Source organism: Sphingobium cyanobacteriorum, assembly GCF_030580935.1.
GTDB classification, from domain to species: Bacteria; Pseudomonadota; Alphaproteobacteria; order Sphingomonadales; family Sphingomonadaceae; genus Sphingobium; species Sphingobium cyanobacteriorum.
The window spans coordinates 107,984-124,160 of sequence record NZ_JAUQOM010000008.1; the positions used below are offsets into that span (position 1 = coordinate 107,984).

Sequence of the window (16,177 nt, forward strand, 5' to 3'; positions counted from 1 at the left end):
CCGGTCAGCGACGCAGGGCGGCATCGCCCCAGGTCACAGGGACGGCATTGCCCTGAACGGAGTCAGCGCGGGCGACGAGTTCGATGATGGCGACGCCGCTGACATCTGCGGCCAGCGACTGCGGCGCGTCGCCCCGGCGCAGGGGCGTCGTGCCGGCCAGCGGCTTGCCATCCCCGTAGAGGAAGAAGCGCACCGTCTGCCGGCCGTCGAGCGCGCTGTCGTCCACGCCGACGCTGGCGGTGAAGCGGGCGAAACCCTGGTTGCGCACTTCCAGCCGGGAATTGGCGAGGACGCCGATGCCGGACGCAAAGCCCTTTCCACCGACGACCAGCGGCTGGTCATAGGGCGTGGCATCCGGCATCGCCCCGCCCCAGCCCGCGTAGATCGGGCGCTCCCCTATGCCGCGCGTGCCGCGCCAGCCGGGGATGGAGCGGTAGATGGTGGGATCGGGCTGGGGATGGACGACACCGTCGACGGCCGGATTGACGATGGCGGGCTGTTCGGAAAGATAGACGCCATCGGCCAGGGCGCGGGTGCCCGTCGCACGGAACACCAGCGTCTGGCGCGGTTCGACGCGCATGTGCATCTCCCCGGTGAAGGCGCTTGCGGTCCCGGTCCACAGGTCGGTGATGGCGATGCTGCGATCCGCCAGGAATTTCAGGTGATCGGCGGTCAGCACCGCGTCCACCGGGGCGATGCCGCGGTTGAACAGGGCAACCGCCTTGTCGCCATTGGCCAGCGTCTTGACCAGAATCTGAAGGCTGTCGCTGTCGAAGGCCAGGATGGCCTGATGACCGGCGGGATCCTGATTGAGGGCGATGAGGCCGGTGTTGCCGAAAATGTCGAGCAGGGGCCGGGGCGTCGTGCGCAGGTCCGCGCCGATCAGCAGCGGTGCGTTCATCATTGCCCAGAGCGCGAAATGGGACCGGGCTTCGGTCAGATGATCGACATCGAAATCGCCAGCCCCGATGAAGAGCATGTCAGGATCATTCCATGACCCCGGATGCGCGTAGAATGCGCGGCGGACGGCGCTGTCATAATTGGTGAGCATCCGGCTCCAGTCGGATGATATGTCATCGCTGGTGCGCGAGATGTTGCCAACATCCTTGCCCCAGGCGCGGACGTTGGCGCTGCCCCAGATGCAGAGCGAGAGGAGATAGTCGCCATCGGGATTGTGGCGGCGGAGCGACTGGTTGATGTCGGCGAACAGCGCCTGGACCGCCGGGATGTTCGAACGGGTGATCGCGCTCTGGTCGATGAGCGGCGCGAGCGCGCGGAAGCGCCCGCTGGTCACGCGCGGTGCATCGGCGGCGAAGGCGCGAATGCCGCAGCCGTCGACCTTGATCGCGTCGAACCCCCAGTCCGCGAAGAACAGGCGGATGTCCTGGTCGATATGGCCATACAGGCCGACTTCGCGTTCGGCCACGCTGCCTTCGGGCAACTGGGCGGGGCCGGTGGCATAGGCCTGCGAACAACTGTTGCGGCCAAGGTCGGAATAGATGCCCGCCTTGAACCCCATGGCGTGGAGCTTGTCGGTCAGGGGGCGGAAGGAGGGGTCGCCCCGCCCGGTGCGGGCGGACGGGAATTTGTCCGCGCGGATCATCAGCCGTCCGTCACGGGTGCGGCGCTGGAGCCACCAGCCATCGTCGATGTTGATATAGCGATAGCCCTTTTGCGCCAGCCCGCTATCGACGATGCGCCGGGCCGATCCCATCAGCTTGGCTTCGTCTATTTCGGTCGCGAAGGCGTTCCAACTGTTCCAGCCCATGGGCGGCAGGGCGGCCTGGCCCGCCTGATAGGCGCTCCAGCGGCCGGCAGGCGTGAGCGGATCGGGGCCTTGGGCCGATGGCGGACTTTGCGTTGACGGACTTTGGGCCGATAGGGCCGTCCCGGCGCACAGGAGGGCGAGGGGCAGCAGGGCGCGGCGCAGGGTCATGAAAAGTCCTTCAAGGTCAGTGTGACCGGCGTGCCGGCCGTGAGGGACAGGGTGCAGGTTCGTCCATTGAGGCGGATGCGTCTGTCCCCGTCGCGTTCGGGCCGCAGCATCGCCCGTTCCAGACGGCCATCACGCCACATTATGTCCACGGCGCATCGGTTGCGGGCGCGCAGGCCGGTGACATGGCCGGTCGGCCAGGCGCGGGGCAAGGCGGGCAACAGGTCGATCCTGTCGCCATGGCTGTCCATCAGCATTTCGACAATGCCCGCCGCACCGCCGAAATTGCCGTCGATCTGAAAGGGCGGATGGGCGTCGAACATGTTGGGATAGGTGCGTTCCGGGCCGAGCAGAAAGCGCAATATGGCGTGGGCATGGTCGCCCTGCCGCAACCGCGCCCACAGGTTGATGCGCCAGGCGGTGGCCCAGCCGGTCGCCCGGTCGCCCCGGATATCAAGCGTCCGTCGCGCCGCCGTCGCAAGATCGGGCGTGCCGTCCGGCGTGATCTGGCGCGACGGGTGGAGGCCATAGAGATGGGAGACATGGCGGTGATCCTGCTCCGGTGCGTCGGCGTCCCAATCCTGCTGCCATTCCTGCAACTGGCCCTGGCGGCCGATGCGATAGGGGGCAAGGCTGGCGCGGGCGGCCGCCATCTCCGCAACGAAGGCGGCGTCGACGCCCAGGATGGCGGCGGCCGCCATCGTCTGCGCGAACAGGTCACGCAATATCGCCATGTCCATGGTTGGCCCGGCGCACAGGGTGCCGCCATGGCCGTGCGGGTTTTCGGGGCTCATCGACGGGTTGGTGACGAGGAAGCCGGTCATGGGATCGCGTTGCAGCGTATCGAGGAAGAAACGCGCCGCGCCCGCCATCAGGGGATAGATGGACGCGAGATAGGCAGCGTCGCGATTATAATCATAATGATCCCACAGATGCGTGCACAGCCATGCGCCGCCGGTCGGCCACAGGCCGAACTGCGCGCCGTCGATCGGGGCGGTGGCGCGCCACAGGTCGCTATTGTGATGGGCGACCCAGCCGCGCGCGCCATACATGGACCGGGCGGTGCGCGCGCCGGTGACGGCCAGGTCGCGCACCATGTCGACCAGGGGCGTCACACATTCGCCCAGGGCCGTGGGTTCAGCGGGCCAATAATTCATTTCGGTGTTGATGTTGATCGTATATTTGGAACCCCAGGGCGGATTGAGGCTGTCGTTCCACAGCCCCTGAAGATTGGCGGGCTGGCCACCGGGGCGGGACGAACAGATCAGCAGATAGCGGGCATAGTGGAAATAGAGGGCGGCGAGCGCTGGATCATCGCTGGTCTGGGAGGCGGCGATGCGTTCGTCGGTGGGCAGCGCCGCTGCGGGCGTGGTGCCCAGGTCCAGGCGGACGCGGCGGAACAGGCGCTGGTGCGCGGCGGCGGTGTCGGCGGCCACCGCGGCAAAAGAGCGGGCGCGCATTTTGGAGAGGGTCGCGGCGGTCGTGGCGAGCGGGTCGCCGCTGATGTCATCGAACCTCCTGTAGCTGGTCGCCATGGCGATGAAGAGGGTCACGGCCTGCGCGCCACGGATGCGGAGGCGGCCGTCGGGGCCGTGGGTGGCGTGGCCGCTTTCCACCTGCGCCGACAGGCGGGCGGCGAAGCGCATGGCCCCCTCCATGCCCCCGGACGCGCCGTTGCGCCCGGTCATCAGCAGGCCGCCGGGTCCGTCCGCCACGACCTGAACATCGCGCTGGGGCGAGCGCAGGCCGATATCGACGTTGATCCGCCCTGCGCCGGTTGCCGACAGGCGCAGGGCGATGACCTGATCCGCAGGCGAGGCGACGATTTGCCGCACATGGCCCGTGCCGCCGGCCTGGAAACGGGTGGTCGCCATTGCGGTGTCGAGATCGAGCGCGCGGTGATAGCCGCTGGTCGTCCCAAGGCCGGGAAAGTCCAGGATCAGATCGCCCAGCGTCTGATAGGGCATTTGCGTCAGGGGCTTGCCTATCAGCATCTGGTTGGCGAGCGCTTCGGCCTCCGCGATCTTCCCGTCGAAGATCAGGGCGCGGACCTTGGGCAGCATCGCCTGCGCGTCCGGGTTGACGGGATCATAGGGCTGGCCCGCCCAGAGGGTGCTTTCGTTGAGTTGCAGCCGTTCCTGCGCGATCCCGCCAAAGACCATCGCGCCAAGGCGGCCATTGCCGATCGGCAGGGCCTGGGTCCATTGTGCGGCCGGCTGCCGATACCAGAGGCGCAGCGGGTGGGGCGTGCCGGGGGCGCCCTGCGCTGGCAGCCGGGTCGCGAGCGTCGCCGTGCCCGCCGCCAGCGTCGCCATGGTTTCGCGCCGACTAAGGCTCATGGCTGCACTCCGGCCGGCAGGGTCATGAGGGTGAAGCTGTCAATGTCGAGATAGCCGCCCGTGGGCGCGGGATTGTAGCAGGAAAGGGCGATCTGCTGTCCCTGGAAGGTGCCGGTGCGCCAGTCGAAGGCGAGTGGGAAGGAACCGCCCACATCGGTCCAGCGGCGGTTGTCGAGGCTGTAGGCGGTGCGCCCCTGGCTGGTGTTGAAATCCATGTCGACGCGCAGCCACAGCGTCCGCCCCCGGATCGGGATGGACGGGACGCGGACCTGCGTTTCGGGGCCAGCGGTCGTGGACCCGGTGAGTTGCATCCGCAGGGCGCGGGCGCCGCGCACGCCGCCGACCACCGACAATTGGGCGTTATATTTGCCCAAGGTGCCAAGGCCGCATATGTCGCCGGGCCTGATGCCGCCAATGTCCGCCTTCATCACGGCGCGGGCGCGTGGTCCCTGCGCCTTTTGCGTCAGCGTGTTGCGGGCGGTCCAGATGCCGTCCGCCTGGGTGGCGTGCAGGCGCAGAAAGCCGGGGCGCTGCCCCAGCGACCATCGGCTGTCGTCGGGATTGTGGTTCCATTGCCATTGCAAGCCGAGCCTGGCCGCGGAAAAATCATCGGATGACGGTGGTTCGGCAAAGGGATGGCCCGCAATGGGCTTGCGCGAGCGGGCGGGGACATGATCGGGATTGTCGGGCGTGCCCCACCAGGGCCATTCGTCCTTCCAGAAAATCGGGCTGATATTGGTCATGCGCCCGATCGCGCCGGCATCCACCATGACGAAGCCGTACCAGTTGCCATCGGCCATATCGACGATCGCGCCCTGATGGCCGCCGCTGCTGTCGTCGATGGAAGGCTTGGTTTCCCATGGTCCCCACAGGCTGCGGGACCGGGACACGGTCATCGCCAGTTTGGACGGGATCGCATTGAAGAGATAATACCAGCCATTGTGCCGGATGATCTTGGAGCCTTCCGCGCCCTTGTTATAATAGGTTTTCCGGGCGGCGGTGACGGTGGAAAGATCCTTGTCCAGCGTCAGCAGCGTGACCGTGCCATCGGTGCCGATCGAGGTGCCCAGATAGGCGGTGCCATCCGCATCGATGAAGAGCGCGGGGTCGAACGCTTCGCGATCCAGTTCCCTGTAGGTCCAGGGGCCGTCGATCCTGGCGGCGCGATAGATGCGGGTCTTGTGCCCCACCGGCGTCACGGCGAGGTAGAAGAGGCCGTTGTGGAAGCGCAGGCTGGCGGCGTAGAAACCGTGGCGATAGCTGCCGCCCTGTTTGAGGTCATAGCGCAGATCGCCGTCCAGCCGGTCGACCACATGGGTGGCGATGCGCCAGTTCACCAGATCCTTTGAATGCAGGATGGTGACGCCGGGCGCATTGGCGAAGGTCGTGGTGACGCAATAATAATCGTCACCCACGCGGATGATGTCAGGATCGGGATAGTCGGCGAACAAGACCGGGTTGCGATAGGTGCCGTCACCCTGGTCGGCGCGCCACACCTGCGCGGGCAGGGCGGCGGCGGTCATGCCGGTGGCGAGGGCAAGAGCGAGGCGGAGCGTCAACCTGGGCGTCATCGCCATCTCCTCAGGCGCCGGGCGCATAATGATAGGGACCGACCACCGTACCGACGAAGCCGCCCGCTTTCTTCGTGCTGAGCAACGTCGCGTCCATATCGGCCTTGAGCGTGCGGGTCTTGCCGCCGACGCCATAGTCGAACGCCATGGTGCCGCCGGTGATGCGCATGGTGAGCGTGACCGGGCCGTTGGTGCGGACGGGCGCGGCAGCGACCAGCGTGTCGGCGTCCGCCGCATCGCGGGTGTAGAGCGCCACCACCGGCTTGCCGGACAGGCGCGTCAGGCCGAAGAAGAGGTTGCTGCGGTCGCTCTGCACGGCGGCGAGGCCCGCACGGTCACCATCCGTGACCGGCGTGTAGCGCAAGGTGGTGGAGATGGTGGCGGTGGCATGCTGCTGGCGCCGGCCGATGAAGGCGGGCACGCCGTTCAGGTCGCCGATCGGCGCGCCGCTATCCAGTTCCAGCGCGCCGCCGGCCAGGCGGTAAAAGGGATGGCGCGGCGTGCGGATGCCGATCCACTGCATCGACAGCGCCTTGCCGTCGAATTCGTCACGATAGGCAAAGTCGCCGCTGGTCGGCAGCGGGGGTTCGGCCTGGCCCGGACTGGGCGGGGCTGAACGGGATGGGGCGGGCAGGCGCGGGGCGGTGGCGACATGGGGAATCGCCTGTCCCTGGGGCAGGATGATCGGCCAGCCATCCTGCCATGTCACTGGCAGCAGGAAGGTTTCGCGGCCGATATTATAATAGTCGCCGGCATAGGGCCGCACGGCAAGGAAGGTCGCCCACCAGTCGCCAGCCTGTGTTTCGATCAGCGTCGCATGGCCCGCCGACCCGATCGGGTGCGGGCGGGCGGGGTCGAGATCGCGCTGGGTCAGGATGGGGTTGCCCGCGAACGGGACATAGGGGCCGCGCAAGTCCCTGGCGCGCAGCACCACCTGCGAATGGTTGACGCTGGTGCCGCCTTCGGCCGCGGTCAGATAATAATAGCCGTCCTTGCGGAAGATATGGGGGCCTTCGATCCAGACCGGCTTTTTGCTTATGTCCACCCCGCCATTGATCAATTGCGTGCCGGGACCGACCATCCTGCCCGCGCGCCAGTCATATTCCTGGATCCAGATGGCGCGATGGCCGGCATAACGGGGCGTTTCATCGGGCGCGCGATTATTGACGATATAGGCCCTGTCGCCTTCCCAATAGAGGGACGGGTCGATGCCTTCGAACGGCAACCAGATCGGGTTCGACCATGGCCCGGCAGGGTTGCTGGCCGTGATGACGAAATTGCCGCCGCATTCGACACATGTATTGACGATGTAGAACAGGCCGTCGTGAAAGCTGATGTCGGGCGCGAACACGGCTTGCGAAATATGACGGCCGGTGAAATCCAGTTGTTCGGGCCGGTCGATCGCATTGCCGATCTGGGTCCAATTGACCAGATCCTTCGACCGGAAAATGGGCAGTCCGGGAAAATGGGCGAAGGAGGAATTGACGAGATAATAGTCGTCCCCGACCCGCGTGACGGCAGGGTCGGGATAATAGCCCGACAGGATCGGGTTGCGATAGTCGCCGGGCCTGACCGGGCGTGGATCGGTGGCCTGCCCCTGATAGGTGAAGCGTTCGAAGCGGGCGGGCGCCGCCTGGGCCGGCGCGACGGCGAAACCGGACAGCGACATGGACAGCAGGATGGCGGTCGAAAACCGGAAGGTCCGGGGCCGGTGCGGCATGGCTGTCTCTCTCCTTGAACCTGTCGTCCTGTGGCCGACCTGAATATTGATAACGCTAACATTCCAGAATGTCGAGGCAGGCCGGTGGCAGCCCGTTCCCGGCAGATGGTTACTGGCAGATAGTTACTGGCGACGGACCGTGGCGGTGACGCCCGCGTCCGTCTGGACGACCGGCTTCATCGTCCCGTCCGCATTATAGTCCAGCCGCTCGACCGTCACCGCGCGCCGGCCGATGGCGCCGTTCAGATCGCCGATCGACAGTGCGGCATTGTGCAGGAACAGATACCAGTCGCCCTTGAACTGCGCGATGCCGGGGTGGATGGTGAAGCTATATTTGCCGGACCCCGTCAATGTGCCGCGATAGGTCCAGGGACCAGCGGGCGCGGTGGCGGTGGCATAGGACACACGCTCGTCCCGGTGGGTCGCCCGGTCGAGCGAGGCATAGGTCAGATAATAGAGGTTGCCGCGCTTGTGCAGCCAGGGGCCTTCCTCGAAATGGGGCGGGGTGATCTCCGTGATCGGCCCATCAATCTCGATCATGTTGGGCTTGAGCCGGGCGATATAGCATTGCCGGTTGCCCCAGGCGATCCAGGTCGTGCCATCGTCGTCGGTAAAGACGGTAGGGTCGATATCCTCCCAGCTATGCGTGCCCTTGGGCGTCATCTGGTTGGTGATGAGCGCGCTTCCCCTGGCATCGACGAAAGGCCCTGTGGGCGTATCGGAAACGGCGACCGCGATGGCCTTGCCCGGATGGCTGTCGTCATGCTCGACCGCGGCATAGAACCAGTATTTGCCGTTCCTGTAGATGGCCTGGGACGCCCAGGCGTCCTTTTTCGCCCATTTGAAATCGGCCACATGCAGGATCGGCCCATGATCGGTCCAATGCCGCATGTCGGTGGTCGAATAGACCAGCCATTCGCGCATGGTGAACATTTCGTCCCGCTGCGCCTCGTCATGGCCGACATAGAGATAGAGGCGGTCGCCCACGACCAGCGGCGCGGGGTCGGCGGTGAACCTGTCGCGGATGATGGGGTTGGCGCCCGCCGGCTGACCTTGCGCCAGCGCCGGTCCGGCGATGGTGAGGAGAAGCGGCAAGGCAAGCGATCGGAACATGGATAGTCCTTTTCGGAAATGTGCGGATGCGCGCGATCAGCCAGGGCCGGCGCGGCGCAAGCCGGGGGGCGATGGGCCATGCCGGGTATCGCGATCCATCCTATGGAAACTTTGCGGCAGGTCAATAACTCACACAAATAAATTCCGTCATGTCCGGATCATCTGGATGGCGACCGGACCGGAGGATCGGTGCCGGGCGGCCCATGACGCCCGCCATCCTGCCGCAGACCGGCCCGGCATGGCGGCATCCGGGGGTTTCGGGGCATGGCCGGCCATCTTTCCCCTTTGCCCGGCTGTCCCCTTGGCCTAGGTCGATAAGCCAGAGTTGAGGCAGGGGATTGAGATGGCAAGAACCGATCGGCCGGGACGGGGCGCCACCATTGTCGATGTGGCGGCGCGGGCGGGCGTGTCGTCGATGACGGTATCGCGCGTCATCAACGGGCGCGCCGGGGTCAGCACCCAAACCCGTGCCGCCGTGGAAGCGGCGATCAAGGCGCTGGCCTATACGCCCAATGTCGCGGCGCGCAATCTGGTGACATCGACCGAATTGCGGATCGGCGTCCTGTATTCCAATCCCAGCGCCGCCTTCATGAGCGATTTCCTGACCGGCGTATTCGAGGAGGCATCGGCACGGGGCGCGCGGCTGGTTTTGCTGAAGGGGGAAGGTGGACGCGCGCCTGCCGTCGATGCGCTGGAGGATCTGCTGTCATCGGGCATCAGCGGGGTGTTGCTCGCCCCGCCATTGGGCGAGGCGCCCGACGTGCTGCGGGTGTTGCGCGATGCAGGGTGCGTCATGGCGACCGTCGGCGCCTATCAGTCGCCCGACACCATCTGCGTCCGCATCGATGACCGTGCCGCATCCTACCAGATGACCCGTTTCCTGCTGGACCTGGGGCATCGGCGGCTGGGTTTCATCCTGGGCAATCCCGACCAGGCCGCCAGCGCCGAGCGGATGGCCGGATTTTATGCGGCGGTCCGTGAAACCGGCGGCGTGACGGTGCAGGTCGTGCAGGGCGACTTCACCTATATGTCGGGACTGGCCGCCGCCGAACAATTATTGGGCGCCAGCGCGCCGCCGACCGCGATCTTCGCCAGCAACGACGACATGGCCGCGGCGGTCGTGTCGGTCGCGCATCGCCGTCACCTGGACGTGCCGAGCGAACTGACCGTGGCGGGTTTCGACGACACGACCGCAGCGATCACATTATGGCCGCCGCTCACCACCATCCGCCAGCCCGTGCGCGCCATGGCGGCCGAAGCGTTGAGCCTGCTGATCGCCGAAATCGGATTGCGGGGGCGCAAATCCCGCGTGCCGCGCGAACGGATACTGGACCATGAACTGGTGGAACGTCAGTCGACCGGGACGCTGCGGCCATCCCCTTCTTCATAAAGGAAGGTGGAAAAGTCGGCAGGCATCGCCGCGCCCGACAGATCCTGGCACGCCATGCCGACGAAGGCGCCGGTGAAATTGGGCAGGCCGGGGCATGTCACCTCGTCCGACAGGATGCTGGCGTCATAGGTGCGCGGCAGATGTTGCCAGGCGGCCATGGCGGACGGCCGCCAGGCGAAGGCAAGGGCGTCGCCATCCACATCCAGGCGCAATTCGATCGGGCCGGGCGGCAGCGGCGTGATCACGTCCAGCAGGATATTGTCCTGATCCGGCGATGCGACCATCAGTTGGAGCAGGCGGATGCCTTCATCCGTGCTGATGTGCAGATAATAGAATTTCGTGCTGTTATAATAATAGATGAGGCCGGCCGCCTGCTGGAAACTGGTGGGTTCGAACGACAGGCAGGTGCGGGCGGTGAAACGGAAACAGGTCTGGCGTCGCGCCACCAGCGCCTGTTCGAACAGGCTGCCGACCGTTTCACGACCATAGAGGCGCAGACAGCCTGGGCGCGCGGTCAGGCTGAACAGGCGATCGGGGAAGGGAGTGCGGAGCCACTGGAATTCTTCGGGTAATTGCGCGCCATCGAAGTGCCCGTCCCACAGGCGCGCCGGCCAGGGCGCGGCGGGCAGCGGCGGCGCGGCCGGGGACGGATCGGGCCGCGCATCGCCCGCCAGCGTCCTCAGCCAGCCGTCCGCATCCCACCGCATCGGCTGGATCGCGGTTTCGCGCCCCATGACGCATCGTTCGCGGCCGGGCAGGGGGCGGCCGCACAGATAGGCGATCCAGGGCGTGCCATCGGCCAGTTCGACCAGATCGCCATGGCCCGCGCGGGTGATCGCGCCCTGTTTGCGACCGGCCCCGGCCAGCACCGCGCCATCGGGATGGACGGTGTAGGGGCCGGAAAGGGTGCGTGACCGGGCCATGACCACGGCATGATCCCATCCGGTGCCGCCTTCGGCGACCAGCAGATGATACCAGCCGTCGCGCTTGTAGAGATGCGGTCCTTCGGTAAAGCCCCGCTCCGTTCCCCGGAAGATCCGTGTCGGCTCCCCCACCAGCGCCATGGTCCGCCGGTCGAATTCCTGCATCTGTATGCCCGCGAAGCGGCCCTGGCCGGGTCGATGATCCCACAGCATGTTGAGCATCCAGCTACGCCCGTCATCGTCATGGAACAGCGACGGGTCAAAGCCGCTGCTGTTGAGATGCACCGGGTCGGACCAGTCGCCATCGATGCGGTCGCAGGTGACGACATAGTTGGGAAAGTCGCGCAACGACACGCCCTTCGCGCCGTTGACGGTGGTGGCCCCGTAGCGTTTGACATCGGTGAACACCAGCCAGAAGCGGCCATCGGCATAGCTGAGGTCGGGCGCCCACACGCCGCAGGAATCGGGATCGCCCCGCATGTCGAGCTGGGCGGCGCGGGCGAGGGGGCGCGCGGCGAGGCGCCAGTGCACCAGGTCGCGGCTGTGATGGATCTGAACGCCGGGGAACCATTCGAATGTCGATGTGGCGATGAAGATGTCGTCACCGACGCGCACGATCGACGGATCGGGATTGAACCCCCGCAGGACCGGATTGGAAATGTCGTTCATTGAGGCTTGCGTACCAATGTCCATAGAAGGGCGGCGCCGACCAGATCGAGCACGCCAAGAAGGATGAAGAAGGGCGTATAGCCGACCTGGTCGACCATCTGCCCAAGCAGCAATGTGAACAGGAGCACGCCCAGATTGCCGGCCAGCCCGGCCATGCCGGTGGCGGTCGCCACCGCGTTGCGCGGGAAAAGGTCGGACGCCATGGTGATGACCGTGACCGACAGCGTCTGATGGGCAAAGCCGCCCAGGCACAATAGCGCGATCGCCGCATAGGGATTGGTCGCCATGCCGACGAACGCCATGCCGGTCATCATGACCGCGCCCAGGGTGAAGGCCCAGCGGCGGGCATCGATCAGGTTCACGTTCCGGCGCTGGAGGAAGGCGACGACGGCGGGGCCGAACAGGCATCCCATGTCGGCCGCCAGGAAGGGGAGCCAGGCGAACAGCGCGATCTGTCCCAGGTCGAAGCCGCGCACCCGCGCCAGATAGAGCGGCATCCAGAAGGACAACATGCCCCAGACCGGATCGGCGAGCATCCGGGGCAGGGCGATGCCCCATAATTCGCGTTGCCGCACCATGGCGCGAATGGATGGACGCTCCGCCCGCGCGGCAAGGCGCGCTTCCTGGCCGCTGAGGATATAGGCGCGTTCCGGCGCGCGCAGGCGGCGATGCCGCGCGGGTGTTGCATAATAGAAGAACCAGAGCAGCGCCCAGACGAGGCCGATGCCGCCGGCGATGACGAAGGCCAGGCGCCAGCTATGCATCATGACCGCCCAGGCGACCAGCGGGGGGGCAAAGACCGCGCCGAAGGACGCGCCGATATTGTAGATGCCGCCCGCAGCGCCCCGTTCCTTTGCAGGGAACCATTCCGCCACCAGCTTTTGCCCGGCCGGTTGCGCCGACCCTTCCGCCAGGCCCAGCAGGCCGCGCAACGCCGCGAAGCCGAACCAGCCATGCACGAAGCCATGGGCCATGGTGATGATGGACCAGGCCGCGACGCACAGGGTGAAACCGATCCGCAGGCCGACACTGTCGAGGAAATAGCCGGCCGCCGGTTGCAGCATCACGCCAAGCTGGAACGCGCTGGTGATCCAGCTATACTGGACGTTGCTGATCGCCTGTTCGGTCAGGATGACGGGCGCGGCGACGCCCAGTACCGACCGGGACAGATAGTTGATCACCATCGCGCCGACAAAGAGGCCGATGATGGTCCAGCGTATTGCGCCGATGCGCCCGCCCGTCACGACAGCCGCCTGATAACGTTAACATGCCGATTGCGGCGCGCGCATGAGATATGCGCCGAAGGGCATGCCCCCGCGCCCCCACTTTGCACCATGTCCAGTTGCCGCTCCACCGCCAAGCCACCCATCCTCTCAAACTCGTCTTGTCTGAGTATTGACAAGAAAGGCGGAAGATATCAATAGGCGTTGTTAGCGCTAACTATCTTTCTGTCGAGTCTCTGTCATGAGCACTGGGCAAAGGGGCGTGGCTCCGGGGCGATGGCTCTGCAATGCATTCAAAGCAGGATTTGGGGAGAGAGATATGTCAGGTTTCCATTCACGCATCGCCACGGCGCGCACCCGTTTTGCGATGGCCAGCATAGCGGCGGTTTCCGCCTGCCTGATGACGACGCCGGCACTGGCGCAGGCGCAGGCGCAGGCGCAGGCGCAGGCGCCGCAGGGCAATGAGCAGCCCGCCAACACCGCCGACATCGTGGTGACAGGTTCACGCATCAAGGCCAGCGGCTACACCGCGCCGACCCCGACGACGGTGATCGATTCGGGCGCGATCGAGGCGAACGCGCAGCCCAACATCTTCACCACCATCGCCCAGCTTCCCTCGCTTCAGGGATCAAGCGGCACCGCGACCAATACGTTCAGCACGTCGAGCGGCCAGCAGGGTCTCAGTTCCTTTTCGCTGCGCGGCCTTGGCCCGATCCGCACGCTGACCCTGCTGGACGGCCAGCGTGTCGTGGGCGCGAATGTGACGGGCGTGCCCGACATCAGCCTGTTCCCGCAATTGCTGATCCAGCGCGTCGACGTGGTGAATGGCGGCGCGTCGGCCTCCTACGGGTCGGATGCGGTCGGCGGCGTCGTCAACTTCATCACCGATACGCGGTTCAAGGGGTTCAAGGGCAATGTCCAGGGCGGCATCAGCGACTATGGCGACAATGAACAGGTCCTGGTCCAGTTGGCGGCGGGCACCAGCTTCGCCGACGATCGCATCCATCTGGTGGTCAGCGGCGAATATGCGAAGGAAGCAGGCGTCGGCGGCGGCGAATGGGGCATTGGCCTGGCCGGCGGGCGCGACTGGTTCAAGCAGACCAGCCTGATCGACCGCGGCATCACCAATGACGGATCGCCGCGCTTCGTGCTGCGCGACTTTGCCCAGGCGATCAACTACACCAAATATGGCCTGATCACGACCGGCCCGTTGCAGGGCACCGCATTCGACCAGAATGGCAACCCGTTCCAGTTCCAGTACGGGTCCAACGGCGTGCCCACGCGCGGCAACAGCAATGTGGTGACGGGATGCTTCCCCGGTTTCTGCCTGGGCGGCGACCTGTCGGGCAATGTCGATGCGGGCCGGTCGCTCCAGTCGGAAATCGAACGGATCAACACCTATACGCGGCTGGGCGTCGATTTCGCCGATAATGACGAACTGTATTTCACCTTCAACTTCGGCCAGGTGAAAACGCAGAACCAGCCGGTGGGCGGCATGAACAGGCCGGGCCTGACCATCCAGTGCGCCAATCCGTTCGTCCCCGCATCCATCAAGGCCGCATGCGCGACGGCGGGGATCACCAGTTTCGGCTATGGCACCAGCAACGCCGCGCTGGGCAATACGCAGGTCCATACCGACCGCCGCCAGTATCGCGCGGTCATCGGCGCCAAGGGCCAGTTCGACGCGATCGGCACCGAATGGACCTATGACAATTATTTCACGCACGGCACGAACTATACCGACATCGACGTGTCGAACATCCTGCTGACCAACCGTTTCAACGACGCGATCAACGCGACCACGATCAACGGCACGATCGTGTGCGCCAGCGCCACGGCGCGGGCGAACGGATGCCAGCCGCTCAACATCTTCGGCGGCAATCCATCGGCCGGGGCGCTTGCCTATATCATGCCGGAAAACGGCCCGTTCCAGCGGACGCGCCAGACGCAGGACGTGGTCAGCATCAACATTTCCGGTTCGCCGGTCGACCTGTGGGCCGGTCCGCTCTCGATCGCGTTCGGTGGCGAATATCGGCACGAATTCTACCGCGTGCGCGCCGACGCCTATGGCATGGGGTCCAACTTCGCGCCGAACACGGCGGACTATCCGTTCGATCCGACGCTGGGCGCGGGCGGCAACAACTGGTATGCGGGCAATTACAAGAGCGGCGGCGGCGCCTATAGCGTGAAGGAAGCCTTTTTCGAGGCGGACCTGCCCGTCATCAACAGCGACGCAATGGGCAAGGCCAGCATCAACGGCGCGGTGCGCGTGACCGATTACAGCACGGCGGGCGTCAACTGGACCTGGAAGCTCGGCGGCACCTGGAACCTGCCGATCGAAGGCTTCCGCCTGCGGGGCGTGACATCGAAGGATGTGCGTGCGCCCAATCTGTCGGAACTGTTCGCCGCGCCCGTCACCACGACGCTGCCCAACTTCTTCGATCCGTTCAGCGGCCGCAACGTGCTGGCGATCCAGAATGTGATCGGCAACACCAATTTGCGCCCGGAAACCGCGCGCAACACGACGGCGGGGATTGCCTTTTCCGGCGCATCCTGGCTGCCGGGGCTGAGCGTTTCGTTCGATTACTACACGATCAAGATCAAGGATGTCGTGTCCACGCTGGGCGCTGGCGATATCGTCAATCTCTGTTTCCAGAAGGTCGCGACCGAATTTTGCGACGCCTTCAACCTCAACAACCAGCAGGGGCCGAATTTCATCAACGTCCAGCCGTTCAACCTGGCGTCGTGGAAAACCAGCGGCTTCGATATCGAGGCAAGCTATCAGTGGCGTCAGCCGCTGGGCCTGCCGGGCACGCTGACCCTGCGCGCGCTGGCGACGCATGTTCGCGAATTCGTCGTCAATTCGGGCATCAAGGGCACGATCCCCAACGATCTGGCAGGGGTCAACACCGGCGCGACGCCTGACTGGAAATGGCTGGCGGTGCAAAATTACGAGACGGACAAATTCTCGTTCATGGTGCAGGAACGCTGGTTCAGCGACGGCGTGCTGGGCAATCAATATGTGGTCTGCAAGCCCGGTAGCTGCCCGCAGTCGACCAATAATGCGCCGACCATCGACCAGAATTTCATGCCCGGCGCATTTTATGTGGATATTGGCGGCACCTATAATATCACCAAGCAGGTGACTGCCTATGCCAAGGTCGACAATCTGTTCAACCGCGATCCGGCCAAGTCGCCCTTCTTCGTCAACCCGGCGCTGTATGACGTGGTGGGCCGCATGTACCGCGCGGGCGTGCGCTTCCGCTTTTGATCGACCGGGCAGGCCGGGTTGCACC

Annotated in this window: 9 protein-coding genes; 2 read left to right on the forward strand and 7 right to left on the reverse strand. The window is 65.5% G+C overall.

Annotation, left to right across the window (positions count from 1 at the left end; translation table 11 throughout):
* Nucleotides 1-4 precede the first annotated feature (4 nt).
* From Q4610_RS15215 to Q4610_RS15235, 5 genes are all read right to left on the reverse strand, one after another.
* Nucleotides 5-1,936 (reverse strand): NPCBM/NEW2 domain-containing protein, encoded by a 1,932-nt coding sequence (locus tag Q4610_RS15215; protein WP_304536818.1) that lies wholly within the window; start codon nucleotides 1,934-1,936, stop codon nucleotides 5-7.
* The gene (locus Q4610_RS15220; protein ID WP_304536819.1) at nucleotides 1,933-4,272 is read right to left on the reverse strand and encodes a glycoside hydrolase family 95 protein; all 2,340 of its coding nucleotides are present in this window, start codon (nucleotides 4,270-4,272) and stop codon (nucleotides 1,933-1,935) included. The genes Q4610_RS15215 and Q4610_RS15220 overlap by 4 nt, the downstream gene beginning before the upstream one ends.
* Nucleotides 4,269-5,843, reverse strand: a complete 1,575-nt coding sequence (locus Q4610_RS15225; RefSeq protein ID WP_304536820.1) for a glycoside hydrolase family 43 protein — start codon at nucleotides 5,841-5,843, stop codon at nucleotides 4,269-4,271. The genes Q4610_RS15220 and Q4610_RS15225 overlap by 4 nt, the downstream gene beginning before the upstream one ends.
* A 10-nt stretch (nucleotides 5,844-5,853) precedes the next feature.
* Nucleotides 5,854-7,563, reverse strand: coding sequence for a glycoside hydrolase family 43 protein (locus tag Q4610_RS15230; RefSeq protein ID WP_304536821.1), 1,710 nt, complete (start codon nucleotides 7,561-7,563; stop codon nucleotides 5,854-5,856).
* Between the two features lie 123 nt (nucleotides 7,564-7,686).
* A complete protein-coding gene (locus tag Q4610_RS15235; protein ID WP_304536822.1) occupies nucleotides 7,687-8,676 on the reverse strand; it encodes a glycoside hydrolase family 43 protein in 990 nt (329 codons plus the stop codon).
* A 343-nt stretch (nucleotides 8,677-9,019) separates the two neighbouring features.
* Between Q4610_RS15235 and Q4610_RS15240 the strand changes: the two genes are divergently transcribed.
* Nucleotides 9,020-10,066, forward strand: coding sequence for a LacI family DNA-binding transcriptional regulator (locus Q4610_RS15240; RefSeq protein ID WP_304536823.1), 1,047 nt, complete (start codon nucleotides 9,020-9,022; stop codon nucleotides 10,064-10,066).
* On the opposite strand, the gene Q4610_RS15245 is transcribed toward Q4610_RS15240, so the two are convergent.
* Together Q4610_RS15245 and Q4610_RS15250 are read right to left on the reverse strand one after the other, a co-directional pair.
* Entirely contained in the window at nucleotides 10,027-11,658 is a 1,632-nt protein-coding gene (locus Q4610_RS15245) for a glycoside hydrolase family 43 protein (protein WP_304536824.1), read from the reverse strand. The two genes, Q4610_RS15240 and Q4610_RS15245, sit on opposite strands and share 40 nt — an antisense overlap.
* Entirely contained in the window at nucleotides 11,655-12,902 is a 1,248-nt protein-coding gene (locus Q4610_RS15250) for an MFS transporter (protein WP_304536825.1), read from the reverse strand. Before Q4610_RS15250 ends, Q4610_RS15245 begins: the two co-directional genes overlap by 4 nt.
* A gap of 298 nt (nucleotides 12,903-13,200) precedes the next feature.
* On the opposite strand from Q4610_RS15250, the gene Q4610_RS15255 reads away from it, so the two are divergent.
* The gene (locus Q4610_RS15255) at nucleotides 13,201-16,152 is read left to right on the forward strand and encodes a TonB-dependent receptor plug domain-containing protein (RefSeq protein ID WP_425262573.1); all 2,952 of its coding nucleotides are present in this window, start codon (nucleotides 13,201-13,203) and stop codon (nucleotides 16,150-16,152) included.
* Nucleotides 16,153-16,177 lie beyond the last annotated feature (25 nt).

Coding starts and splice junctions, on each gene's coding strand:
- Q4610_RS15215 (WP_304536818.1), bottom strand. CDS start 1,936: ATGACCCTGCGCCGCGCCCTGCTGCCCCTCGCCCTCCTGTGCGCCGGG.
- Q4610_RS15220 (WP_304536819.1), bottom strand. CDS start 4,272: ATGAGCCTTAGTCGGCGCGAAACCATGGCGACGCTGGCGGCGGGCACG.
- Q4610_RS15225 (WP_304536820.1), bottom strand. CDS start 5,843: ATGACGCCCAGGTTGACGCTCCGCCTCGCTCTTGCCCTCGCCACCGGC.
- Q4610_RS15230 (WP_304536821.1), bottom strand. CDS start 7,563: ATGCCGCACCGGCCCCGGACCTTCCGGTTTTCGACCGCCATCCTGCTG.
- Q4610_RS15235 (WP_304536822.1), bottom strand. CDS start 8,676: ATGTTCCGATCGCTTGCCTTGCCGCTTCTCCTCACCATCGCCGGACCG.
- Q4610_RS15240 (WP_304536823.1), top strand. CDS start 9,020: ATGGCAAGAACCGATCGGCCGGGACGGGGCGCCACCATTGTCGATGTG.
- Q4610_RS15245 (WP_304536824.1), bottom strand. CDS start 11,658: ATGAACGACATTTCCAATCCGGTCCTGCGGGGGTTCAATCCCGATCCG.
- Q4610_RS15255 (WP_425262573.1), top strand. CDS start 13,201: ATGTCAGGTTTCCATTCACGCATCGCCACGGCGCGCACCCGTTTTGCG.